This is a genomic window from Flavobacterium sp. Leaf359 (assembly GCF_001423985.1).
In the GTDB taxonomy this organism is placed as follows: domain Bacteria; phylum Bacteroidota; class Bacteroidia; order Flavobacteriales; family Flavobacteriaceae; genus Flavobacterium; species Flavobacterium lindanitolerans.
Window position 1 is genome coordinate 4,028 of record NZ_LMPW01000012.1, and the last position, 23,540, is coordinate 27,567.

Annotated in this window: 16 protein-coding genes; 13 read left to right on the forward strand and 3 right to left on the reverse strand. The window is 39.7% G+C overall.

The annotated features are described in order from the left end of the window. Positions 1–171 precede the first annotated feature (171 nt). On the reverse strand, positions 172–945 hold the full coding sequence (locus ASG38_RS08375) for an alpha/beta fold hydrolase (protein WP_056071355.1): 774 nt from the start codon (positions 943–945) through the stop codon (positions 172–174). 314 nt (positions 946–1,259) lie between these two features. Here ASG38_RS08375 and ASG38_RS08380 point away from each other — a divergent pair, with 314 nt between their 5' ends. The 6 genes from ASG38_RS08380 to ASG38_RS08400 all read left to right on the forward strand — a co-directional run bounded on the left by ASG38_RS08380 (position 1,260) and on the right by ASG38_RS08400 (position 11,767). Next, the gene (locus ASG38_RS08380; protein WP_056069116.1) at positions 1,260–2,573 is read left to right on the forward strand and encodes an alpha/beta fold hydrolase; all 1,314 of its coding nucleotides are present in this window, start codon (positions 1,260–1,262) and stop codon (positions 2,571–2,573) included. Positions 2,574–2,615: 42 nt separating this feature from the next. Continuing rightward, positions 2,616–3,548: an alpha/beta hydrolase gene (locus ASG38_RS08385; RefSeq protein WP_056069118.1), complete on the forward strand. Its 933-nt coding sequence runs from the start codon at positions 2,616–2,618 to the stop codon at positions 3,546–3,548. Between the two features lie 328 nt (positions 3,549–3,876). Next, complete coding sequence (locus ASG38_RS18445; RefSeq protein WP_369814318.1) at positions 3,877–4,140, forward strand: hypothetical protein; 264 nt, start codon at positions 3,877–3,879, stop codon at positions 4,138–4,140. A gap of 95 nt (positions 4,141–4,235) precedes the next feature. Beyond that, complete coding sequence (locus ASG38_RS08390) at positions 4,236–8,582, forward strand: CusA/CzcA family heavy metal efflux RND transporter (RefSeq protein WP_056069121.1); 4,347 nt, start codon at positions 4,236–4,238, stop codon at positions 8,580–8,582. Between the two features lie 7 nt (positions 8,583–8,589). Continuing rightward, positions 8,590–9,855 carry an efflux RND transporter periplasmic adaptor subunit gene (locus ASG38_RS08395; RefSeq protein WP_056069124.1) on the forward strand — a complete coding sequence of 422 codons (1,266 nt, stop codon included), beginning with the start codon at positions 8,590–8,592 and terminating at the stop codon, positions 9,853–9,855. A gap of 16 nt (positions 9,856–9,871) precedes the next feature. Beyond that, a complete protein-coding gene (locus tag ASG38_RS08400) occupies positions 9,872–11,767 on the forward strand; it encodes a heavy metal translocating P-type ATPase (RefSeq protein WP_082482191.1) in 1,896 nt (631 codons plus the stop codon). Between the two features lie 81 nt (positions 11,768–11,848). Here ASG38_RS08400 and ASG38_RS08405 read toward each other — a convergent pair whose 3' ends face one another. Next, the gene (locus ASG38_RS08405) at positions 11,849–14,968 is read right to left on the reverse strand and encodes a choice-of-anchor D domain-containing protein (protein ID WP_056069126.1); all 3,120 of its coding nucleotides are present in this window, start codon (positions 14,966–14,968) and stop codon (positions 11,849–11,851) included. A 488-nt stretch (positions 14,969–15,456) separates the two neighbouring features. Between ASG38_RS08405 and ASG38_RS08410 the strand changes: the two genes are divergently transcribed. From ASG38_RS08410 to ASG38_RS08430, 5 genes are all read left to right on the forward strand, one after another. Beyond that, positions 15,457–16,020, forward strand: coding sequence for an AraC family transcriptional regulator (locus ASG38_RS08410; protein WP_056069129.1), 564 nt, complete (start codon positions 15,457–15,459; stop codon positions 16,018–16,020). Between the two features lie 144 nt (positions 16,021–16,164). Further along, complete coding sequence (locus ASG38_RS08415; RefSeq protein ID WP_056069132.1) at positions 16,165–18,582, forward strand: heavy metal translocating P-type ATPase; 2,418 nt, start codon at positions 16,165–16,167, stop codon at positions 18,580–18,582. An 88-nt stretch (positions 18,583–18,670) separates the two neighbouring features. Then, positions 18,671–18,919: a heavy-metal-associated domain-containing protein gene (locus ASG38_RS08420; RefSeq protein WP_056069135.1), complete on the forward strand. Its 249-nt coding sequence runs from the start codon at positions 18,671–18,673 to the stop codon at positions 18,917–18,919. A 24-nt stretch (positions 18,920–18,943) separates the two neighbouring features. Beyond that, positions 18,944–19,159 (forward strand): heavy-metal-associated domain-containing protein, encoded by a 216-nt coding sequence (locus tag ASG38_RS08425; RefSeq protein WP_056069138.1) that lies wholly within the window; start codon positions 18,944–18,946, stop codon positions 19,157–19,159. Positions 19,160–19,263: 104 nt separating this feature from the next. Continuing rightward, on the forward strand, positions 19,264–19,890 hold the full coding sequence (locus ASG38_RS08430) for a Type 1 glutamine amidotransferase-like domain-containing protein (protein WP_056069141.1): 627 nt from the start codon (positions 19,264–19,266) through the stop codon (positions 19,888–19,890). Between the two features lie 201 nt (positions 19,891–20,091). Here ASG38_RS08430 and ASG38_RS08435 read toward each other — a convergent pair whose 3' ends face one another. Continuing rightward, a complete protein-coding gene (locus ASG38_RS08435; RefSeq protein WP_056069144.1) occupies positions 20,092–20,892 on the reverse strand; it encodes an AraC family transcriptional regulator in 801 nt (266 codons plus the stop codon). Between the two features lie 68 nt (positions 20,893–20,960). Between ASG38_RS08435 and ASG38_RS08440 the strand changes: the two genes are divergently transcribed. Continuing rightward, on the forward strand, positions 20,961–22,112 hold the full coding sequence (locus ASG38_RS08440; RefSeq protein ID WP_056069147.1) for an NAD(P)H:quinone oxidoreductase: 1,152 nt from the start codon (positions 20,961–20,963) through the stop codon (positions 22,110–22,112). Positions 22,113–22,129: 17 nt separating this feature from the next. Next, complete coding sequence (locus ASG38_RS08445; protein WP_056069150.1) at positions 22,130–23,320, forward strand: MFS transporter; 1,191 nt, start codon at positions 22,130–22,132, stop codon at positions 23,318–23,320. Positions 23,321–23,540 lie beyond the last annotated feature (220 nt).

A 23,540-nucleotide genomic window follows, 5' to 3' on the forward strand; every position in this document is an offset into this window, starting at 1 on the left:
TTTCTTGGCAAATCTACCCCTGTCCCAAATCTCCCCGTTACACAAAATCTGTAAAAAATGTTAAAGTTTATGGTGAGAAAATGAAGCTTGGGAAATGACCGTTTTTGGTAACATTTAAATGCGTTTGGAAGGGATTAAAGTAAAAAAATAAGCTAATATTATTCGTTTTTATTATTTGTTTAAAAAACTCTTTACACCTTCAATCGTTACATCAGGAGCTTCCTTATGTGGAGTATGTCCAATTCCGGGAATACTAAAAACAGAAGCAGTGCCATTTACCTGGCTGACTGTTTTTTCAGCTTGTTCCATCGTGCCGTATTCATCTGATTCTCCCTGAATGAATAAAAGCGGACAGCTAATGGCAGGTAAAAAATGCTCAATATTCCAACTTCTGAAGTCAGCACGAGTCCAGGTTTCTGTCCATGCTTTAAAAAGTGTTTCAACCTTATCGCCATGATATTTTTGCAGTCGTTCCGGAAGGTTAGTACTTTGGTAGGTTTCCATGGCTTCCCGGATGCCTTTGAGCGTTAATTCCTCCACAAAAATATGGGCTGCTTCACAGATTACGGCTTTGATTTTTTTTCCATACCGGCTGGCGGTAATCAGAGCAATCGAACCACCATCGCTATGGCCAAACAAAATAGCATTGTCAATTGCTAAGGCGTTAAGCAGACTGTCCAAGGAATGAGCTTCCGCTTCCAGATAATTTATGGGTCTTTCATAAGTAGGCATAGGGTCAGATTTTCCGTAGCCTAAGCGGTCATATACCAAAACATTGCACTGTATTGCTTCGGTCAGCTTTTGTGGGAAATCGCGCCATAGGCTTGTACAGCCTAAAGAGTCGTGAAGGAAAACAAGTGTCGGGCGGTTTTCGTAGGTTGTTTGAAATTCTATATAAAGTTTTTTCCCGTTAATGGGAATCCATCTGCCGTTGTTCTGTGTCATAAGGTTTTGGCTGTCTTTTTTAGACTTTTTCAAAAGTATAAATAACTATCGAAAGTTGATGCCAAATGAAAAAGCAGTATAAAATTTATTTGTAAAGAGCTTTGCGTTTTTGTGCCTTTGCGGGAAAATAATTGCTCGCAAAGGCGCAGAGGCACAAAGCATAAAGTGCATGTATTTGATGTAAAATTTCTTGTAAATTATAAAAACAACTAGTGAAAAGTAACAATGAAAAGAAACAAAATCAGGCTTTTCCATTTTTACAATTTTTGAACAGGTTGCTGTTTTAATTTTGTTGGAATTAATTGGTTTAACCTATGATAAAGACTATCTTTTATCTGGCCTTTTTAATAGTCCAGCAATGTGCCTATTCCCAGTTGAAATATACTACAACCAATACGGCTTTGGTGAAACTTCTTCCTGTAAAGAAATATACAGGCAAACAATACCGATTGAGCATTGATATAAAAAATGAACCGTCAGACGATATAAGCGGTGGTACTGTTATGGTTTTGCAGACCAAAAAACAAGATTGGGAATTTTTGGAAAATACCCGTAAGACATTTTTTGCCCCTAAGGATTCCCAAACATGGAAAACCTATACCATTACAGGAACTATTGATTCGGAAGCGTATAAGTTGTGGTTTACTTTGGCAACCTATGGTAATGGCGATTTCTATTATGACAATATGAAGTTTGAAATAAAAGAAGGAGAAAATTGGGTAGATGTGCCCGTTGAAGGAGGAGATTTTGAAAAATTATCGGCCGGGAATCCGCTCAAAGGATTTAAAAATGGAGAATCAGCAAAAAAGGAAGGATTGTCCGTTTCTTTGGTGAATCAGGAAGGACGGGGACAGTCGCTGCGAATACATGCCGAAGGAGGAACGATTGACAAAAGGTTTTTTTACGGTAATAATTCAGCCACAGGAAAATATATAAACAGTAAGGGTGTAAAAATTTATTACGAAACCTATGGAGAAGGAGAGCCCTTGCTTTTGCTTCATGGCAATGGTGGTTCCATAAGCAGTTTTGCAGGGCAGATTGAGGAATTTGCCAGAAACTATAAGGTTATTGCTGTCGATACGCGCGGACAGGGAAAAAGCATTGATATGCAAACAGAGCATTTTTCATATGACCTTTTTGCCGATGACATGAAAACGCTTCTGGATTCGCTTGGCTTAAAACAGGTGAATGTGGTAGGTTGGAGTGATGGAGGCAATACAGGATTATTATTGGCGAGTAAATATCCGGACTATGTAAAGAGATTGGTCACAATGGGGGCGAATCTGAATCCTTCAGACAATGCAATCGATAAAAAAATGCTGAAAACGATTGCAAAGGATATAAAACAACTAAAAGACCAAAAAAACGTAGAGATAGTGACAATCCGACTATTGGAAATGTTACTTCAGGAACCCAATATTCAGCCGGAAAGCTTAGGTGCAATTAAGGCAAAGACCCTCGTTGTTGCAGGAGAACACGACCTGATATTGGAAAGCCATACACGATTGATTGGTGCCAGTATTCCGGGAGCTAAAGTATCCATATTAAAAGGTCAGACTCATGAAGTCGTAGCAGATAACCCTAAAGTGTTTAATCAGGTGGTAATGGATTTTTTAAAAGAGCACTAACGAAATACTGTCAAAATATCCTTGAAAATCATATATTGAAACATGAAAAATAAACTTCTCATAGCAGCATTTTGCTGCTTTTTAAAATCATACGGTCAAAAAACAGAAAAGGTATTTCTGGATAAAAATGACCCCTCGCATGAATGCTATACGGCAATTCTACCGGACAAAAGCCCTGTAGTGGGTTATCTGGTTCTGATTCCCGGCTTTGGCGAAACGGCAGAAAGAGTAATGCAGCAAACCAACCTGCCTTTGCGTTGTGCTGAAAAAGGGATACTCACTATTATTCCCACATTAACAGATGGCATAATGTCATTTGGAGTTGATAATAGTAGTCAGAAATCATTAACAGCAATTATTGAAGATGCATCCAAAAAATTTAATCTTGCTGCCCGTCAGTTTTACATCGGAGGTTTTTCAATAGGAGGAAGTGCCGCGGTAAAATATGCAGAAACAGCGTTGTCTGGAAATTTTAAAAACAAGCCGGCAGCAATTTTTGCAATTGACCCGCCACTTGATTTTGAAAGGTTTTACAATTCCGCTCAGCGCGACCTTAGGCTTTCGGCAGGTTCTCAGCCCAATCAGGAGAATGTTTACATGGTTGGAAGAATTGAGCAGGTGATGGGAGGTACGCCTGTTGATGCATTGAAAAGCTATCATGCCATTTCACCATATTCCTATTCAGACACGGAGCAAAAAGCCATCAAAAGCCTTGTTAATATCCCGATTCGATTGTATTCGGAGCCGGATGTAAACTGGTGGATAGAAAATAGAAATGCTGATTTTTCTGCAATGAATGTTTTGGATGGCTCAGCTATGGTCAATGAATTAAGAAGGCTGGGCAATCGTCAGGCAGAACTTGTATTGACGGAAAACAAAGGATACAGAAAACCTGACAATAAAAGACACCCGCATTCCTGGAGCATAGTAGATAGCGAAGGGCTGATTAGTTGGTTGCTGGGAAACAAAGGATAATTTATCTGAACAGTAAAAAATAGATGAAACCCTTAAACGGATTAATAACTGGGGTACAATTCTGTTTCCTAAAACATCAAATGGCGAATGGGGTTTTGTGGCAGAATTTCAAGATAGTGAAGGAAACCGTATTGGTCTTTTGGAGGCATTGGAGTCTTAAGCAAATCTTAAGATAATCTAAGGAGGTTGGCATCATTTTGGGAATAAGCAAAGTATTTTTACTATTGATTTGATTGTCAATAATTTTTTTTTCTACATTTACAACATGAAATTAACAAGGCGCATTTTTACTTCCTTTTTATCAGTCTACCTGCTGGTACTGATGATTATGCCTTGTAATGATGTACATGCACAAACACAAACGGTTTTTTCTACACAAACTTCTCAGGTTCAGAACGAGCAGCACCATGACGATTTTTGTACTCCTTTTTGTATCTGCGCCTGTTGTACTACTCCCATAATAATACATTCGGCTATTGTTTTTGACATGGTGCCGCATTTTGAAAATTCATACACAAAAACACCAAGTTTTTATAAGCCTGCCGTCTCCAGTTTCTTCGGGTCGATTTGGCAACCACCTCAATTAGTATAATGTTGTGCCGATGTGAGTCGGCTGATTTCTCGCGGGCTATCCGCAAATAAATCCGTGCTGCGGACAAAATCAACATTTATACTAATTCATAATCTATGTTAGATAAGATTATACATTTCAGCATCCATAATAAATTTATTATCGGGCTGTTTACACTGGCACTCATAATCGTAGGAAGTTATTCGCTTTACAGGCTTCCGATTGATGCCTTACCGGATATTACCAATAACCAGGTTCAGATTATTACCAGTTCACCAACCCTGTCCACACAGGATGTAGAACAATTTATAACCTATCCGATTGAACAAGCCGTAAAGCCTATTCCCAAAATTGTAGAATTACGTTCCATTAGCCGGTTCGGTCTCAGTGTGGTTACTGTCGTTTTTGAAGAAAATGCAGACATCTACTGGGCACGTGCGCAAATTTCTGAGCGCATAAAAGAAGCGGAAAGCATGATTCCCAAAAACGTAGGTACGCCGGAAATGGCGCCGGTCAGTACAGGATTGGGAGAAATATATCAATATGTAGTATTTCCTGAAAAGGGCTACGAGGACAAATACAATGCAACCGACCTGCGTACGATTCAGGATTGGATTATCAAGCAGCAACTTCTGGGAACGCCTGGAGTTGCAGAAGTCAATACCCTGGGAGGTTATCTCAAGCAATATGAAATTGCCGTACAACCGGACAAGCTGAAAAGTATGGGAGTGACCATTCCGGAAATTTTTACGGCTTTGGAATCCAATAATGAAAATACGGGTGGAGCTTATATTGACAAAAAACCATATGCCTATTTTATCAGGGGAATTGGTATGGTTAACAATATCGAAGACATCAGTAAGATTGTGGTCAAAAACCAGAATGGAATTCCTATTCTCATTCGTGACATTGCCAAAGTACAGATTGGAAGCAGTATTCGTTATGGAGCCGTAACCAAAGACGGTAAGGGCGAAGAAGTTAGTGGTATGGTTATGATGCTTAAAGGCGAAAACAGTGGCGAGGTTGTAAAAAGAGTAAAGGAAAAGATGGAACAGATTAAAAAATCACTCCCGGAAGGAGTTGCCATCGAACCATTTATGGACCGTACAAAATTGGTCGACAAAGCTATCAGTACCGTACAGACCAACCTGATTGAAGGAGCGCTTATCGTAATTTTTATACTGGTATTATTGCTTGGAAACTGGCGTGCCGGATTGGTTGTTGCTTCCGTAATTCCGTTGGCATTGCTTTTTGCCATTACCATGATGCGCCTTTTTGGTGTGAGCGGTAACCTGATGAGCCTCGGGGCAATCGACTTTGGAATAATAGTCGACGGAGCCGTCATTATAGTAGAAGCCATAATCCACAGATTACAGGTGAGGAAACGGCAGAGCCTGACCGCCGCGCAAATGGATGAAGAAGTCTACCAAGCTTCCGTAAAAATAAGAAGCAGTGCCGCTTTTGGAGAAATTATCATCCTTATTGTTTACCTTCCTATTCTGGCTTTGGTGGGCATTGAAGGAAAAATGTTCGGCCCAATGGCGCAGACCGTTTCTTTCGCCATTTTAGGGGCTTTTATACTGTCATTGACCTATGTGCCTATGATGAGTGCATTGGTATTAAAAAAGCAGACAGGACATACAAAAAACATAAGCGACAGGATTATCGATGCCATCTATAGGTTTTACAGCCCGTTGCTTCAAAAAGCATTGCAGGCCAAAAGAGCCGTTATTATTTCGGCTATCGGCTTGTTTGCATTTGCATTGTTCCTGTTCAGCTCTTTAGGAGGAGAGTTTATCCCTACGTTGGATGAAGGGGATATTGCAACCCACCTTATCATTGCTTCGGGTAGTTCGCTGTCACAAGAAATTGAAGCGACTACAAAGGCCGAAAAAATATTGAAGGACAAATTTCCGGAAGTCAAAATGATAGTGACAAAAATAGGAAGTGCAGAAATACCAACTGACCCGATGCCTATTGAAGCCGGCGATATGATTATCCTGCTAAAGGATAAGAAAGAATGGACTTCGGCCAAAACCAAAGAAGAACTTATGGAAAAGATGGAAGAAGCATTACAGGAAATTCCGGGCGCTACTACCGAATTTTCGCAGCCAATTCAAATGCGTTTCAACGAATTGATGACCGGTGTTCGAAGCGATGTAGCCATCAAGATTTTTGGTGACGATATCGATATGCTGGTCAGCAAAGGAGACGAAGTCTTACAGCTCATTCAGGGTGTAGAAGGCGTTTCGGATGCCAAACTGGAGCGTGTGGCAGGATTGCCTCAGATTACCGTACGTTACAACAAAGACAAACTGGCGCTTTACGGATTAAACATAGGCGACTTGAACAGAGTTATCCGTATTGGTTTTGCAGGCGAGGCTGCCGGATTAATTTACGAAAAAGAAAAAAGATTTGACCTGGTCGTTAGGCTGGAAGCAGATAGCAGACAGGATATTTCCAATTTGAAATCTTTGTTTATTACGTTGCCATCCGGAAATCAGATTCCGTTAGAACAGGTGGCCGATATTCAATATGAAGACGGGCCAATGCAGATTAGCCGTGAAGACGGAAGACGAAGAATCGTGGTAGGCTTTAACGTAAGAGGCAAGGATGTGAAACGGGTAGTGGAAGAGATTCAGGCAAAATTAGACAAGCAATTAAAACTTCCGGACGGATATTATACAACCTATGGCGGTCAGTTCGAAAACCTGATTGACGCCAACAAGCGTTTGATGGTTGCCGTTCCGATTGCACTGGGACTGATTTTCATCTTGTTGTACTTTACCTTTAAATCTGTCAAACAGTCGCTGTTAATCTTTACAGCAATTCCGCTGTCTGCCATTGGAGGAGTATTTGCTCTTTGGATTCGGGGCATGCCTTTCAGTATTTCCGCCGGAGTCGGATTCATCGCATTATTTGGGGTTGCTGTATTAAACGGAATTGTACTGATTGCCTATTTCAATCAATTAAAAAAAGAAGGAATGAACGATATTCATGAACGTATCAAAGAAGGGACAAAAGTGAGATTGAGACCGGTTGTTCTTACAGCTTCAGTAGCATCATTGGGCTTTTTGCCAATGGCAATCAGCAGTAGTGCAGGAGCAGAAGTTCAGAAACCTTTGGCAACCGTTGTAATTGGTGGATTATTGACAGCGACTATTCTGACGCTAATCGTGCTTCCAATCCTGTATTATTATTTTGAAAAAGGGTTTACCAGAAGTAAAAATACTGCAATAGTTTCAATTCTTGTACTGGCGCTTTTTTCAGGTACTGCCAATGCTCAGGAAGTTCCTAAAAATTTAGGCTTGAAACAGGCTATCGAATTGGGCTTGAAAAACAATACGCTGATACAGTCTTCAGAACTGGAAAGTAAGATGCAGTCGCAATTGAGAGGCACAGCATTTGACCTTCCCAAAACAGAAATTACAGGAACATTTGGCCAGTTAAATACCAATGCCCAGGATAAAAATTTCAGTGTTTCCCAAAGTTTTAGCCCTTTTCAATATGGAGCCAGAAGAAAACTATTGCTTGAAAACAGCAATTTAAGCCAGCTAAAAGCAGGCGTTACAAAACAGGAAGTAGTGTTTAATATCCGGCAGTCCTGGAATGCAATGCTGTATTATTCCGAACTCAACAAAATGCTATCCAGACAGAATAAGCTAATGCAAAAATTTGTCCGTTCGGCCTCGCTTCGCTTTGATACAGGAGAAACCAATTCGCTTGAAAAAACTACGGCTCTGGCCAAACAGCAGGAGTTAGAACAAAAAATCAAGCAGAATGAGGCGATGATTCAGGTTGAAAAATCTAAAATCAGGACTTTTCTCAACAGTAAGGAAGAATTCAGCGTAAGCGATACATCATTTGTAGCATTACCATCATTAACGGTTTTGGATAGTGCGCTTGTCAGGCAAAATTCAAATTACAAGCTGGCACAACAGCAAGTAGCCGTTGCCGAAGCGGGAAGAAAAGTTGAGAAAGCCACAATGATGCCTGATATTTCTGCGGGCTATTTTATCCAATCCTTCAAAGGAAATCAGGAAGTAAACGGAGAAACAGTTTCTTATGACGGGACGCCACGATTTCAGGGATTTACAGTTGGAATCTCGCTTCCGATTTTTGCAGGAAGCAGCGTTTCAAAAATCCAGGCTGCAAAAACAAATATTGAAGCGCAACAAAAAAATGCGGCCTATATGGAAATGCAGCTCGTCAACCAGCATGAGCAGCAGTTACAACAGTTGAATACTTTCCAGTCGTTGATGGACTTCTATAAAGGTACGGCACTTCCAAATGCAGACCTGATTAGCAAAAATGCAGAAAAGGCCTACCTGAATGGCGATATCTCTTATGTGGAATACGTACAGGGATTGGAAACCGCTTTGGAAATCAGAACGAATTATATCAATGCAGTAAATAACTTTAACCAGACTGTAATCAACTTGCAGTTTTTGGCGAATCAATAATAATAACATGAACAGAAAAAACATAGTATACGGAAGCCTTGCGGCAATTGCTATTGCTTTGATTCTTTATTTTTCACTTCGACATACCGAAAATGACGGCCATAATCATGATGGCGAGAAAACTGAAAAAGAGCCAAAAGAAGTAGCTACAGCTAAAGAAGTAGAGTTGAACGAAGCGCAATATAAAGCCGCAGGAGTTGAGCTTGGAACTTTTGCAATGAAAAATCTGAGCGAGGTTGTAAATGCCAATGGCTATACCAAACTGCCGCCGCAAAATCAGGCAGATGTTTCGGTACATCTTACAGGAATCGTTAAGTCCATAAACGTGATAGAAGGACAGGCGGTGAAAAAAGGTCAGGTGCTGGCAACCATAGAAAGCCCGGAATTTGCTAAATTGCAGGAAGCTTATCAGACTTCAAAAAGCAATCTGGAATTTCTGACTCTGGAATATGAAAGACAGAAAACATTGAGCGAAGAAAATGTCAATTCCAAAAAAGTCTTTCAGAAAACAAAGGCCGATTTTGAAACAGAAAAGGCAAGGTTAAGCTCCCTCAAACAACAGTTAAACCTGCTTAATCTGAGCGGAAGTACCAATTCGGGTTCCATTATGCCGGTTGTGGCGCCAATTTCGGGTTATATTACCGAAATAAATATCAAGATTGGCAGCAATGCCGAAGTTGGCAAGCCGCTATTGAGCATTGTCGACAATTCACAATTGCATGTCGACCTTTTGGTATATGAAAAAGATTTGCAGAAAGTAAAACCGGGACAAAACATCCGGTTTGTGCTTACTAATCAGGACAATACCGAAATAAAAGGAAAAGTCTTTAACGTTGGAAAAGCTTTTGAGAATGAAACCAAATCAGTAGCAGTTCATGCAGATATTATTAATAAAAGCCAGACACTGATTCCCGGAATGTATGTCAATGCCCTGATTGATGTTGGAGCAAGAGATGTTCAGGCGTTGCCGCTTGATGCTATTGTCAAGGCCGAAGGAAGGGAATTTATCTTTATCCTTGAAGAAGGACATGAGGAAGAAGCACATGATTCAGAAGAAGGCCATTCACATGAAGACGGACACAAACATGAGGAAGCCGGCAAAATGTATCATTTTCAACGAATAGAAGTAAAAACAGGAACTTCTCAATTGGGATATGTTCAGGTTTCTGTGCTCCAAAAAATCGATGCCAACGCAAAGATTGTCTTAAAAGGAACTTATTATATACAAAGCCATCTGCTCAAAACGGAAGGCGGTGGCGGACACCAACATTAATTAAAAACAAAGACGTATGGCACACGACCATAGCGAAATAGGACATTCGCACAGCCACGACAACCAATGGAAAGCTTACTTGCCCGTTATAGGTAGCTTTCTGCTTTTAATTCTCGGAATCGGGTTCGAGCAATCAGAAATGGGATTTTTTAAATATCCCGTAGATTTGATATGGTATATTGTCGCCTATCTTTTGGTAGGATTAAAAGTCAATTACCAGGCCCTGAAAGAAATCAGGAATGGAAATATCTTTTCTGAATTTTTCCTGATGTCTATTGCCACCATCGGAGCATTTTTTATAGGAGAATACTCAGAAGGTGTAGCTGTCATGTTGTTTTACGCCGTAGGAGAGTTGTTTCAGGATGCAGCAGTCCAAAGAGCACAGCGCAGTATCAAAGCATTGCTTGACATACGTCCTGATACCGTAACCGTAATCCGAAACGGAGAGCCCGTTGTCGTGAATCCTTCGGAAGTAACCATAGGCGAAATTATCCAGATGAAACCGGGCGAAAAAGTGGCATTGGACGGCGAACTGATTTCGGAAACGGCTTCATTTAACACAGCAGCACTTACGGGTGAAAGCAAACCCGATACTAAAATAAAAGGAGAGGCAGTCTTAGCCGGAATGATTAATCTCCAAACCTTAATAGACGTTAAAGTTACCGCATTGTTCAGAGACAGTAAACTGTCCAGAATTCTTGAGATGGTGCAGGAAGCTACGGCGCGAAAGTCAAAAACACAACTTTTTATCTCCCGATTTGCAAAAATTTATACGCCAATTGTAGTGTTTCTTGCCATTGCCATAGTTTCCTTGCCCTATCTATTTGTAGAAAATTATGTATTTAGTGATTGGCTCTATCGCGGGCTGGTTTTTCTGGTAATTTCCTGTCCTTGTGCTTTAGTAATATCCATTCCATTAGGCTATTTTGGAGGAATAGGGCTGGCTTCGCGTAATGGTATTCTTTTTAAAGGCAGCAATTATCTGGACGTGATGACAAAAACAGACGTTGTGGTGATGGATAAAACCGGTACACTAACCAAGGGTATCTTTGATGTACAGGAAGTCGTATCAGTTATAGACCAAAAAGAATTATTGCTTCTGACAGCCGCATTAGAAAGCAAATCAACGCACCCGATTGCCAATGCAATTGTCAGGTATTCTGGCGGAAGCTATAAAAATGCAGCCGTTTCTGAAGTAGAAGAAATTGCCGGACATGGATTAGAAGGTATTGTAGAGGGCAGAAAAGTACTGGCCGGAAATCTTAAGTTGCTTAAAAAATACAATGTTACATATGACAAGGCTATTGAGGCCAGAGTTGAGACTATTGTAGTGGTAGCAATTGATGAGGTTTATGCCGGTTATTTTGTAATTGCCGACGAACTGAAAGAAGATGCCAAAGAGGCGATTTCAAGCCTGCATGCATTAAATGTACAAACAGTAATGCTTAGTGGCGATAAGCAGAGTATTGTAGACAAGGTCGCAAAAGAATTGGGCATCGATACTGCTTTTGGGAATTTACTTCCGGAAAATAAGGTAGAAAAAGTTCAGGAACTAAAAAATCAGGGCAAGACCATCGTGTTTGTTGGCGATGGCGTGAACGATGCTCCTGTAGTTGCCCTTGCCGATGCCGGAATGGCGATGGGAGGTTTGGGAAGCGATGCCACAATAGAAACAGCCGATGTAGTAATCCAAAACGACCAACCGGGCAAAATTCCTGCCTCCATAAAAATAGGAAAAGTAACCCGAAGGATTGTTATGCAGAATATCAGTCTTGCATTTGGCGTCAAAGTATTCGTGCTTATTTTGGGTGCTGGAGGTTTGGCTACTTTATGGGAAGCGGTATTTGCTGATGTAGGAGTCGCGCTTCTGGCTATTCTCAATGCCGTCAGGATACAAAGAATGAAAATTTAATAAATGAAGAAACCATCAATAACAATTGATGGTTTCTCTTTTTTATGCGATTGCTGGCTCAACAAGCCTTATAAGGCAATCTTATTTGATAGCAACTTTTTTAGAAACTGTAGAGTTCCCGGATTTGATTTGGATGATGTAAATTCCTTTTTGTGCGTTTCCTAAATCAATTACCTCCTGAGAAGCTACTTTTTTAGAAAGGATGTTTTTTCCTAATGAATCAAATACAGTAATGTCAGCATTTTCACCGGCAAAATCCAATTGGAACTGACCGTTGTTTGGATTTGGATATAATTTTATTTCCCTATCCAAAGCAGTAGTGCTTTTTTTGTTGTTAGTTGCAGCCGTCCTTGGAGAAGCACTATAGCAAGTCCAGGCCACATCGTCAATTATTGTTCTGTTCACACTGTTTCTGATTTCGATAGTAGCGTTTCCGGATACGTTTATAGCTTGAGAATAAACAGCAGTAGCAGTTGATGTAACAGCAATATCACCTCCGTATTGTACTCCGTTTACGAATACTTTCAAAACAGAATCACCTGTAAAAACTCTTTGGTAGTTAAAAGTCAAAGTACCAATACCCGTAGTGATAGGAGCCGTGTTAGTCAAAGTACCTGTTCTTAGGGCAATAGCATCTCCATTCAAATCCTGATCCGTTCTGGCGTCAGTAGCAGACCATGTAATGCTGTTGTTTCCAGTCCAGGTTCTGTTGGCATAAGTACTTGAGCTGCTTCCTAGGTTAGAGAAAGTTTCTGTACCTCCAACACATGGAGCACCAGTAGTCAGGATTTCATCATAAGCAGGAAGTGAAGCATAGAAAGGACTTCCAATACATTCGGCATTGTAAGGATAAATTACGATAGAATAGTTCGTGTTGGCAGTAAGACCTGTAACGTTAAAAGTTGTATTCGTACCGGCATAAACTACTTTACCATCGCCTAAAATATCATTTGCCTGATAAACAGTTCCGTTAACCGGAGCATTTACCACACCACTACCAGTGGTAATAACAGCAAGATATCCTGAAGCTGTAACACCAGAAACAGCAACTGAAGCAGAAGTATCTGTTATATTAGAACTTGTAATTACCGCTGTTCCTGTAGGAGCAACACAGTTTTCCTGAACACTGGCTTTAAGCTCAATCTGGCAAGAACCTTCATTGGCATCATTGTTTACCACAGTAAGCGTTGCGGGCTTGTTTCCAAGAGTAGCACCGTTGAATTGTACTTCAACTTCAATAGCACTTAAAGGAACTACTGTGAAAGGTGCTGCCGGTGAAACTATAGTATAATTAACAGCATCGCTTAATGTAAGAGCACTTACTTCTAAATCCTGATTACCTAAATTCTCAACAGTAAAAATGATGTTTTTGTTTGTATTTGGAAGCACAGCTCCAAAATCAATGGTGAAATTACCACACTCCTTTAAGATTAGGTCACTGTCAGAAAGTTGTAATTCAGGTCCGTTTGGTGCAGTGTAGCAATTCCATGATAAATCATCGATAACAGTTCTGTTACCGCTGTTTCTGATTTCGATAGATACTGGTCCGGCAACATCAATAGCCTGAGAAAATGCAGTAGTAGTGTCTGATGAAACAGTAATGTCGCCACCATATTGTACTCCGTTTACGAATACTTTTAGTGTTGAATCGCCGCTGAATACTCTTTTGTAATTGAAAGTCAATGTTCCGATACCTCCGGCAACCGGAGCCGTGTTTTTAAGGATTCCGGTTCTCAATGCGATAGCATCACCGGTCAAATCCTGGTCGTTTCTTGAATCAGTAGCAGACCACGTTACACCGTTGTCACCTGTCCATGTTCTTGTTGTATATGTACTGGAAGCAGTTCCTAAGTTAGAGAAAGTCTCATTTCCACCAATACATGGCGCAACCGGAGTTGTAAATGCTTCATCAATTGAAGTTTCTGTGTAGTATAATGGGCCACCAGTACAGTTAGCATTATTATAAGGGAATACAAAAATATGGTATGATGTGCTTTCTGTTAACCCGGAAAGAGAGAAAGTAGCGTTAGTTCCTTTGTAAGCAACAGTTCCACCACCTAAGCTATCGCCAACATTGTAGTTTGTTGTGTTTGCTGGAGCAGCAGACAAAGTACCTGATGTTGAGATAACAGCAAGATAAGCATCAGCAGCAGCACTTGTTATTACAACATCGGCAGAAGAATGAGCAATGTTTGAAACAGTAACGTCAGCACCTGTGATAATAGGAGCAGCACATTCCTGAAGAGCAGTTCCCGTTAAGTTAACAATACAAGAAGCCTCGTCAGCATCATCACTCGCAATAGTCAATGTAGAATTTTTGATTCCGGCTGTTGTGCCCTGGAAACGAACCAAAACCAATCCTGAACCTGACGGAGCAACCGTAAAAGGAACAGAAGGAGAAATGATTGTGAAATCTGTTGTATTGCTCAATGTCAAAGCAGAAACATTCAAAGCAGCAGTTCCCGGGTTCTTAACCGTAAAAACAGCATCATGATATTGGTTTACAGCACGCGAACCAAAATCAATTGAAAAATTACCACACTCGCGGTTTGCGCCTGAAGCATCAGCTAATTGGATTTCAGGAGCAGCAACGGCAGAATAGCAGTTCCATGTCAAATCGTCAACAATGGTTCTGTTACCGCTGTTTCTGATTTCGATAACTGCATTTCCTGATACATTTACAGCATAAGAAAAAGTAGCAGCCGTTTCAGAAGTAACAGCAATGTCACCACCATACTGAACACCATTTACGAATAGTTTCAGAGTAGAATTTCCGGAGAATACTCTTTTATATTTAAAGCTAAGGGTTCCAACACCATTAGCAATAGTGCTGGTGTTTTTCAAGGTGCTCGTTCGTAAAGCAATAGCTTTTCCTGTAAGCTCCTGGTCAGTTCTGGCATCTGTTGCAGACCAGGCTACACCATTGTCACCAGTCCAGGTTCTTGTAGCATAAGCGCTGGCAGCAGTTCCAATGTTTGAGAATGTTTCCGAACCTCCGGCACAGTCGAAAAGGTTCAGCGCCAAAGTACGATAAGGGTTTTCAAAAAGGCCGGTTCCCTCTATAGGGTTGGCTAATAGTGCAGCGTTAAAAGCTGTAGATACATTTGTTTTAGATGTGCTAACCGGGGAAGAAGATTTTCCAAAGGAAAGTCCCGACATACTTGCAAATACTAAAGCAGCAAAAAATCGTTTTTTAAACATAATTGTAAAATTTAAGATTGGAAGGAAATAGTGTTTTAAAGGATAAAATATACCTGCAGGGTTTATCGCTTTATCAATCCAAATTTAATTTTAATAATTTTTTAAGAACGGATTTTTAGGATAAGGATTTATTAAAAAATGGTTATTAACTATTTGAAAAGCAGTGTTTTATATTACAAAATAGTAACAAGGGAAAGTAAGATTTTAATTATTTTTTACTTACATTTACTAAGAGAAAATCAAACGATTCGAGGCGGGGACTGGCTTTGTGAACAAAATAAGAGCGATTAATCTCAATTTGTGAGTTTCGTTTTGGTTACCCTAAATTTTACAAATCGTAAATAGACAGAACATTATGAAAGTTACTATAAGAAATGACAAATACTAGCGGTTTTTAAAAAAGACATCAGGAATATTATAACATAAAATGGTGTAATCTAACTTAAATTGTAAATTTGTTATTGAGATTTGTAATGTAAATAAATACTATGGACACACTTTTTATTAAAAATATGGTTTGCAACCGCTGTATTATGGTAGTGCAAAATGAATTGGATAAATTGGGCTTAGACGTAAAAAGTATTAAGCTGGGTGAAGTAGTATTGGGGAAGGAACTATCGGCTGAACAAAGAATGAAACTGCAAGAGGCTTTTTCACCGTTGGGTTTTGAAGTGATTGACGATAAAAAGAGCAGAATTATTGAAAAAATAAAAAACACAATCATCGAACTTGTCCACCATCAGGAAAACGAGGCTAAAACAAACCTTTCCGATGTGCTAAGCAGTAAGCTGAACCACGATTATAATTACCTGTCCAATCTGTTTTCCGAAGTTGAAGGTACCACAATTGAAAAATATTTTATCGCCCAGAAGATAGAAAAGGTAAAAGAACTGTTGGTATATGATGAATTGTCTTTAAGCGAAATTGCGTTTCGGATGAATTATTCAAGTGTTGCCTATCTAAGCAACCAATTCAAAAAAGTAACCGGACTCACGCCAAGCCATTTCAAGCAAATCCGGGAAGAGAAAAGAAAACCTTTGGATAAAGTCTAAAAATATATGCAAAGATCTTAAAGAAAAAGTAAGAATAACCATAAAAAACTTCTTCCCTAAATCTTACAAATCAATTCCAAAATTCCACAATAGCCCCCATTGAAATTATACCCAATTTTGTATGTAAATTAAAGCAAACGAAATATGGCAACAAATAGCAATAAAGAAATCATCTATCTTCCTTTAGAAGATGTTGAAAGCGAACATTGTGCATTAATAGTTGAAAAAGGATTAGCCCAGGTAAAAGGTATAGAAACCCATAAGGTAGAACTAAACAATCGCAGGGCGGCTATTACGGTTGGCAATAACCAGGTAGTCGGTGAAGCCGTAAAGGCAATCAAGGAATTGGGCTATGGCGTTACAACCGTAAAACATACATTTCCCGTATTGGGAATGACTTGTGCTTCCTGTGCCAGCAGCGCAGAAAGTATTGTAACATTTCAGGAAGGCGTAGTGAATGCCTCCGTAAACTTCGCAACAGGCAATCTAACGGTAGAATACCTGCCTAATATGACAGATGCTTCAAAATTACAAAAAGCAGTACAATCAATTGGCTATGACCTGTTGATAGAAAACGAAACCAAACAGCAGGAAACCTTAGAAGCGTTACATGCCCAAAAATTCCAAAAGCTGAAAAATAAAACTACCTGGGCTATTATATTATCGCTTCCGGTAGTAGTTATTGGAATGTTTTTTATGGACATTCCCTATGCCAACCAGATTATGTGGCTTTTCTCAACTCCGGTAGTACTGTGGCTTGGTAAAGACTTTTTTATCAATGCGTGGAAACAGGCCAAACACCGTTCTGCCAATATGGACACATTGGTAGCATTAAGTACCGGTATCGCCTATCTTTTTAGTGTTTTCAATATGTTGTTTGAAGATTTCTGGCACCAGAGAGGATTGCATGCCCATGTCTATTTCGAGGCCGCAGCCGTTATTATTGCGTTTATCCTGTTGGGAAAACTCTTGGAAGAAAAAGCCAAAGGCAACACTTCCACAGCCATAAAAAAATTGATGGGATTGCAGCCAAAGACAGTAATCATTATACAGCCGGACGGAACTGAAAAACAAATTGCCATTGAAGAGGTAAATGCAGGAGATGTTATCCTCGTCAAACCGGGTGAAAAAATAGCCGTAGATGGTATGGTCGTTTCAGGAAGTTCTTATGTAGATGAAAGTATGTTGAGCGGCGAACCTGTTCCGGTACTCAAAAAAGAAAACGAAAAAGTATTTGCCGGTACTATCAATCAAAAAGGAAGTTTCCGCTTTGAAGCCGTAAAAGTTGGCAAAGAAACAATGCTTGCCCAAATCATCAAAATGGTACAGGATGCGCAAGGTAGTAAAGCTCCCGTACAGAAACTGGTAGACAAAATTGCCGGAATCTTTGTTCCTGTTGTTATTGGGATTGCTATACTAACTTTTGTCTTATGGCTGCTTCTTGGCGGGGATAATGGCTGGGTTCAGGGATTATTGGCGGCAGTCACGGTTTTGGTTATTGCTTGTCCTTGTGCGCTCGGACTCGCCACTCCAACAGCAATTATGGTTGGAGTAGGCAAAGGAGCAGAAAATGGTATTCTGATTAAAGATGCCGAAAGTCTGGAATTGGCAAAAAAAGTAACCGCTATCGTATTGGATAAAACGGGAACTATTACTGAGGGTAGACCTCAGGTCACAGGAATCCAGTGGCTAAATAATGATGACACGGCCCAAACAATTTTACTAAGTATAGAAAAACAATCCGAACACCCATTGGCAGAAGCTGTAGTAAAACATTTGGAAGACGTTTCAACAGTAGCCTTGTCTTTATTCGACAGTATTACAGGTAAAGGTGCAAAAGCCAATTATAATAATGAAACCTATTTTGTAGGCAATAAAAAACTTCTGGCAGAAAACAATATCGTTATTGCAGCACCATTGCAAAAGCAAGCCGATGAATGGGGCAGCCAGTCTAAAACCGTTATCTGGTTCTCAGATAGCAAGCAAGCGCTGTCTGTTATCGCAATTTCAGATAAAATCAAAGAAACATCGGTAGAAGCCATAAAAGAAATACAGGAAATGGGAATCGAACTGTATATGCTTACGGGCGACAACGAAGCTACGGCAAAAGCCATTGCCCAGCAGACAGGAATTGGGCATTATAAAGCTGAAGTAATGCCGCAGCATAAGGCAGATTTCATAAAAGAGCTGCAACAGCAGGGTAAAGTTGTAGCAATGGTAGGCGATGGTATTAATGACAGTACGGCTCTTGCAACGGCAGATGTGAGTATAGCGATGGGCAAGGGAAGCGATATTGCCATGGATGTGGCCAAAATGACTATTATCTCATCAGACCTTACCAAAATACCACAAGCCATAAGACTTTCAAAACAGACAGTGGCTACCATCAAACAAAACCTGTTCTGGGCGTTTATCTACAACCTTATCGGCATCCCGATTGCGGCCGGAATACTTTACCCAATTAATGGCTTCTTGTTGAATCCGATGATTGCAGGTGCGGCCATGGCATTGAGTAGCGTGAGCGTGGTAACAAACAGTTTGCGATTGAAATGGAAAAAGTAAATCAGTAAATCTCACAAATCAAAAAGAAAATTACGCAATAGTTGCCTGTAAAAGAATAGCCAACTTTGTACTATAAAAATTAATTAAAATGAAACAGATGATAATTAATATACCCGATATGCAAAGCGCACACTGCCAGGCAAGGGTAAACAATGCTGTAAAAGAAATTGATGGCGTTCAGATTCAAAACGTGGAAGCTGGTAAAATAGCCATTTCCATAGCATCTGATAACACAAAAAATGAAGTAGTAAAAGCTATTGAAAAAGCAGGTTACAGCGTTTCGTCAGAAAGTAGCAATAATGATTCTGATTGCGCTACAGGATGTTGCAATAATTAATTCTAATTAATAATAATCAAAAAAATGGAAAATAGAGAATTTCAATTCAAAACCAATATTAATTGTGGGGGCTGCGTTGCTTCTGTAAAACCTCACCTGGACAAAGCCGAAGGGGTTAACGAATGGAATGTCGACACTAACAATAAAGACAAAATCCTAACTGTAAAAACAGAAGGAATTACCAAAGAAGAGGTGCTTGACATTATCAAAAAAACAGGTTTTAAAGCAGAACCGGTATAAATTTAATTGTTAATGGTGATAAGGCCGTATTTTCTATTCATGAAAATACGGCCTTGTTTTTTTATAAATTTACGGTTGAAATAGAATTACCATAAAAAACGATTATGAATTTATATTTGTCCTCATTCCAGTTTGGAAATGAATCGGATAAACTTTGTGAGTTATTGCAACGTGGAGCAAAAATCGGACATATTACCAATGCTACAGATTGGCATGGTGCCGATGAAGCAAGGAAAAAGGCAGATTTGGAAAATGATATGGCTTTCCTGCAAAGCTTAGGATTTAAAAGCGAACATTTAGATTTAAAAGACTATTTTAACAGGAAAGGGGCTTTAGATGAAAAGCTCGCCGGACTAGACGGAATCTGGGTGTCAGGCGGCAATACTTTTATTTTGCGACAGGCCATGCGTTTAAGCGGATTTGACACGATTTTCGGGAAACTACGCCAGCGTACCGATTTTTTATATGGAGGTTACAGTGCCGGAATATGTGTCTTATGCGACTCATTGAAATATATCGAAGAAGTAGATGACCCTACCCAATTTCCTTATAAGCAAATTAAGGAACCTATTTACGAAGGCCTGGGTTATTTTAATTATGGTATTTTGCCACACTACAAATCGGACCATTTTGAATCGGCAGCCATTTCAAAGGAAGTTGAAAAATGTATCGAAAATAAATGGCTGTTCAAAGCTTTGAGAGATGGAGAAGTTATCATTATAAAAGAGTAATTGACTGTCTGAAACTTTATAGCAAAAACGAATTCCTTTTCTTGCTTTGCGGCTCTGCGACTTTGCGTGAAATAATTACTCGCAAAAGTGCAGAGCCGCAGGATTTATGTATTAGAAATCATTGAGAAACTTTTAAATCTGTGTAATTCTTTAAATCTGTGGCTGGAATAAGAATAGGTTCCGAGATGCTAAGTTTAAATATTACTTTTTTAGTCTGGGTTTTGTTTTCATTATGGCATAATACGAAGAAGTAAAAGCGGGTAAACTTTTATAACCCACCATAAGAGCAATCTGGCTTAACGTATATTGTTTGGTATCAATCAATTCTATGCTTTTCAAAATGCGGATTAACTGCATGTATTTTTGCATGGTGATGCCAGTTTCCTGCTTAAAGATACGTTGCAGGCTACGCACGGACATGTTCGCAATGGATGCTAATGTGTCAATGTCAAAATTGTATTTAAAATGGGTATTGATGTAATTGCAAACAGGCAACAAGCGGTTATCGGCAGGAACCGGAATCTGCAAAAACTCATTCTCATTACAAAAATGGGGAAGGCTGTTCAGCATCGCTTTCAAAAAAAGTGTTTGTTCCTCATCTTCATTCGGCAACTGATTCCATTTTTCGGCATACAAAAGCATTTCTTTTAAAATCGACGGTGCTGCAAAAACATGGACATTCTGGAAGAACTCATGCTCTGGCACTGATTTAAATAAGACAATCATCAAATTCACCGTTTTGGCATCGGAAGTAGTGCGATGTTCTTTAGCCGATGGAATCCAGATAACATGGTTTTGAGGAGCAAGATAGGTTTTCTGTCCGATGTGAAAGTACTGATAACCGTCTTCAACATACGTTAGCTGATAACGTTGATGGGCATGGTCATATTCATCGTGCCGCCAGTTTTTTTCATACCACACATAGGCATCGGTCAATATGTTATCTACATATTGGCCTCTGCTTTTTTCAATCTGCCCACATTTTATGTTGTCGTTTTGCATATACTTTATGGCAAATTTAATAAAAATGCCAACGCTAATTTTGTTATCGAACTTAAAAGACAAGAAAAATGAAAAAAACATATTCTTTCCTGATAGGGATTTTAGTACTATTTATAATAAATATAGCTATGGCACAAGAACAGAAAGCAAAGGTTTTGGTTCTCATTTATTCTGATAATGGCGGAACCTACGAACTGGCAAAAGAAATAGCCAAAGGAATTGAAAGCGGACAAAATGTTCAGGCAATTATCAAACAGGTAAAGGCGTCTGAAAATCCCAAACTAAAAAATATTCCCGTAGCTACAGTTGAGGAATTGGCGACCTATGATGGTATTGCTTTTGGCTCACCGGTTTATTTTGGTAATATCAGTACCGGAATGAGCGAGTTTTTGTCAAAAACAATCAGTTTATGGTCAAGTCATGCTTTAGAGGGCAAACCGGCTACGGTTTTTATGTCGGCAGGAAGCGGGGCAGGAAAGGAACTGGCTTTACAGTCTTTTTGGAACAGTCTGGCTGTTCATGGAATGGTTCTGGTGCCTAACGGCATCAGTGGTTATGAAAATATCGATAAAAATATTCCGCAGGGAAATTCTGTTTTAGGAACTACAAGCCTTGCCTCATTAAACTCGGTTGAAAGACCCTCCAGAAGCGAACGCTATCTGGCAGAAGTACAAGGTAAAAACTTTGCAAAAGTAGCCTATGCTCTTAGAGGTGATGAAAAAACCAAAAGCGTAAACAAAGTTGGGGTTATGGAAAACAAAACTGATGTCAATCAGGTCTTAAAGGACAAAAATATTGTGCTGCCGTCACTTCCTAAACCGGTAGGAAACTACGAGCTCTATGCACGTTCCGGAAATCTGATATTTATCAATCAGGTAGCCCTGAAAGATGGAAAAATTGTGAATCCCGGTAAGGTAGGAGTTGACGTCACAGAAGAACAGGTAAAAGAAGCGACTACAGTAACCATGCTGAATGTTTTGGCCATACTGAAAGAGGCCATTGGCGGAGATTTAAACCGCGTAAAAAAATGTGTACAGCTCATAGGTACATTCAACACACCAGACACCTATACCAAACATGCAGAACTTATGAATCCGGCTTCAAACCTAACGGTTGAAATATTTGGTGAAAAAGGCAAACATACGCGAAACACATCAGGAGCCAGTTCACTACCTGTAGGTTCTTCGGTTTCAATTCACGCCATTTTTGAAGTTGAATAAATAAGGATAGGATTAAAATGAAAAATAAGATTAGTTTGTCACTGCTTAGCGTAATAGTAATTATACTGATTGGCGGCGGTCTGCGTTCACCTATTACTGCTGTCAGTCCGGTATTAAGTGAAATAATAGCCCTATTGCATCTGGACAATCTGCAGGGAAGTCTGCTAACATCCATACCATTGATTGTATTTGCCAGTTGTTCAGTATTGGTAAGCAAAGTTGCGGTCAAAGCCAATATTCATTACAGCATAATTTATTCGCTTATTTTCCTGATTATGGGATTGTATTTTCGGGTTTACGGAAACGTACCTATGTTATATATCGGTTCATTTCTCATTGGTTTGGGAATTTGTATTGGTAATGTCACAACACCGGCCTACATAAAAAATCGGTTTCCCGAAAAAATTGGTATTATGACAGGTGTGTTTTCGGCAGCAATGAATTTGATGGCGGCTTTTGCATCGGGTTTTAGTATTGCTATTGGAAAATGGACCAATTTAGGATGGAAGGGTTCTTTGGGTATTTGGATAATCTGGACGTTGCTGGCGCTTTTTGCTGTTGGAGCAGAAGCCTTTTCAGGTAAAAGAGCGTCTGTAAAGAAACCGGCAGCACAAACAACCAAAAGTGAATTCAATATATTCCGCTCCAAACAGGCCTGGAACATCAGTGTTTTTATGGGAATTCAGTCTTTGGTATATTATTGTTTAGTGGCTCTGTTGCCAATTGTGCTGGTTGATTATGGAATGCAGAAAGAAGAAACAGGATTGGTGCTTTTGGTGGCTCAATTATCAATGCTGCCTGTCATGTTTCTCAGTCCTGTTATTGCGACTAAAATGAAAGACCAGAAATGGATGATTTTTGGTGTCGGAATTTTAATGTTTTCGGGAATAAGTCTATTGGCTTTATTCAAAACGCAATACGTTTATTTAGCGGCAATCCTTATCGGAATAGCAAGCGGTTGGGCTTTCAGCCTATCCATCCTGTTTTTCTCGCTCAAAAGCAAAACTATGGCCGGTACTATTAAAGTTTCCGGAAAAGCGCAATCGGTAGGTTATTTAATTGCAGCTTTCGGCCCGCCAGTTTTTGGAATGTTACACGATTGGGATACGTCCTGGAAAAGTTCGTTTTACTTCTTGATGCTGATGATTGTTATCATGGTCTTTTTTGGAAGAAACGCAGCAAAACCGAGATTTGTTGAGGAGCATTGATAGTGTGCGAAAAGATTTCTTTCAAAACTCTTTGCGCCTCTGCGTCATTGCGAGCAATTATTTTCACGCAAAGACGCAAAGACGCAAAATTGTAAAACGCAATATATTGAACTTGTTAAAAATAAAAACAGGCAAAATGATTAAATCACTTTGCCTGTCTTAGTAGCGGGAACTGGACTCGAACCAGTGACCTTCGGGTTATGAGCCCGACGAGCTACCT

Excerpts from the sequence above, each read along its gene's own strand:
- ASG38_RS08375 (WP_056071355.1), bottom strand. The coding sequence starts at position 945 with ATGACACAGAACAACGGCAGATGGATTCCCATTAACGGGAAAAAACTT.
- ASG38_RS08380 (WP_056069116.1), top strand. The coding sequence starts at position 1,260 with ATGATAAAGACTATCTTTTATCTGGCCTTTTTAATAGTCCAGCAATGT.
- ASG38_RS08385 (WP_056069118.1), top strand. The coding sequence starts at position 2,616 with ATGAAAAATAAACTTCTCATAGCAGCATTTTGCTGCTTTTTAAAATCA.
- ASG38_RS18445 (WP_369814318.1), top strand. The coding sequence starts at position 3,877 with ATGCCTTGTAATGATGTACATGCACAAACACAAACGGTTTTTTCTACA.
- ASG38_RS08390 (WP_056069121.1), top strand. The coding sequence starts at position 4,236 with ATGTTAGATAAGATTATACATTTCAGCATCCATAATAAATTTATTATC.
- ASG38_RS08395 (WP_056069124.1), top strand. The coding sequence starts at position 8,590 with ATGAACAGAAAAAACATAGTATACGGAAGCCTTGCGGCAATTGCTATT.
- ASG38_RS08400 (WP_082482191.1), top strand. The coding sequence starts at position 9,872 with ATGGCACACGACCATAGCGAAATAGGACATTCGCACAGCCACGACAAC.
- ASG38_RS08405 (WP_056069126.1), bottom strand. The coding sequence starts at position 14,968 with ATGTTTAAAAAACGATTTTTTGCTGCTTTAGTATTTGCAAGTATGTCG.
- ASG38_RS08410 (WP_056069129.1), top strand. The coding sequence starts at position 15,457 with ATGGACACACTTTTTATTAAAAATATGGTTTGCAACCGCTGTATTATG.
- ASG38_RS08415 (WP_056069132.1), top strand. The coding sequence starts at position 16,165 with ATGGCAACAAATAGCAATAAAGAAATCATCTATCTTCCTTTAGAAGAT.
- ASG38_RS08420 (WP_056069135.1), top strand. The coding sequence starts at position 18,671 with ATGAAACAGATGATAATTAATATACCCGATATGCAAAGCGCACACTGC.
- ASG38_RS08425 (WP_056069138.1), top strand. The coding sequence starts at position 18,944 with ATGGAAAATAGAGAATTTCAATTCAAAACCAATATTAATTGTGGGGGC.
- ASG38_RS08430 (WP_056069141.1), top strand. The coding sequence starts at position 19,264 with ATGAATTTATATTTGTCCTCATTCCAGTTTGGAAATGAATCGGATAAA.
- ASG38_RS08435 (WP_056069144.1), bottom strand. The coding sequence starts at position 20,892 with ATGCAAAACGACAACATAAAATGTGGGCAGATTGAAAAAAGCAGAGGC.
- ASG38_RS08440 (WP_056069147.1), top strand. The coding sequence starts at position 20,961 with ATGAAAAAAACATATTCTTTCCTGATAGGGATTTTAGTACTATTTATA.
- ASG38_RS08445 (WP_056069150.1), top strand. The coding sequence starts at position 22,130 with ATGAAAAATAAGATTAGTTTGTCACTGCTTAGCGTAATAGTAATTATA.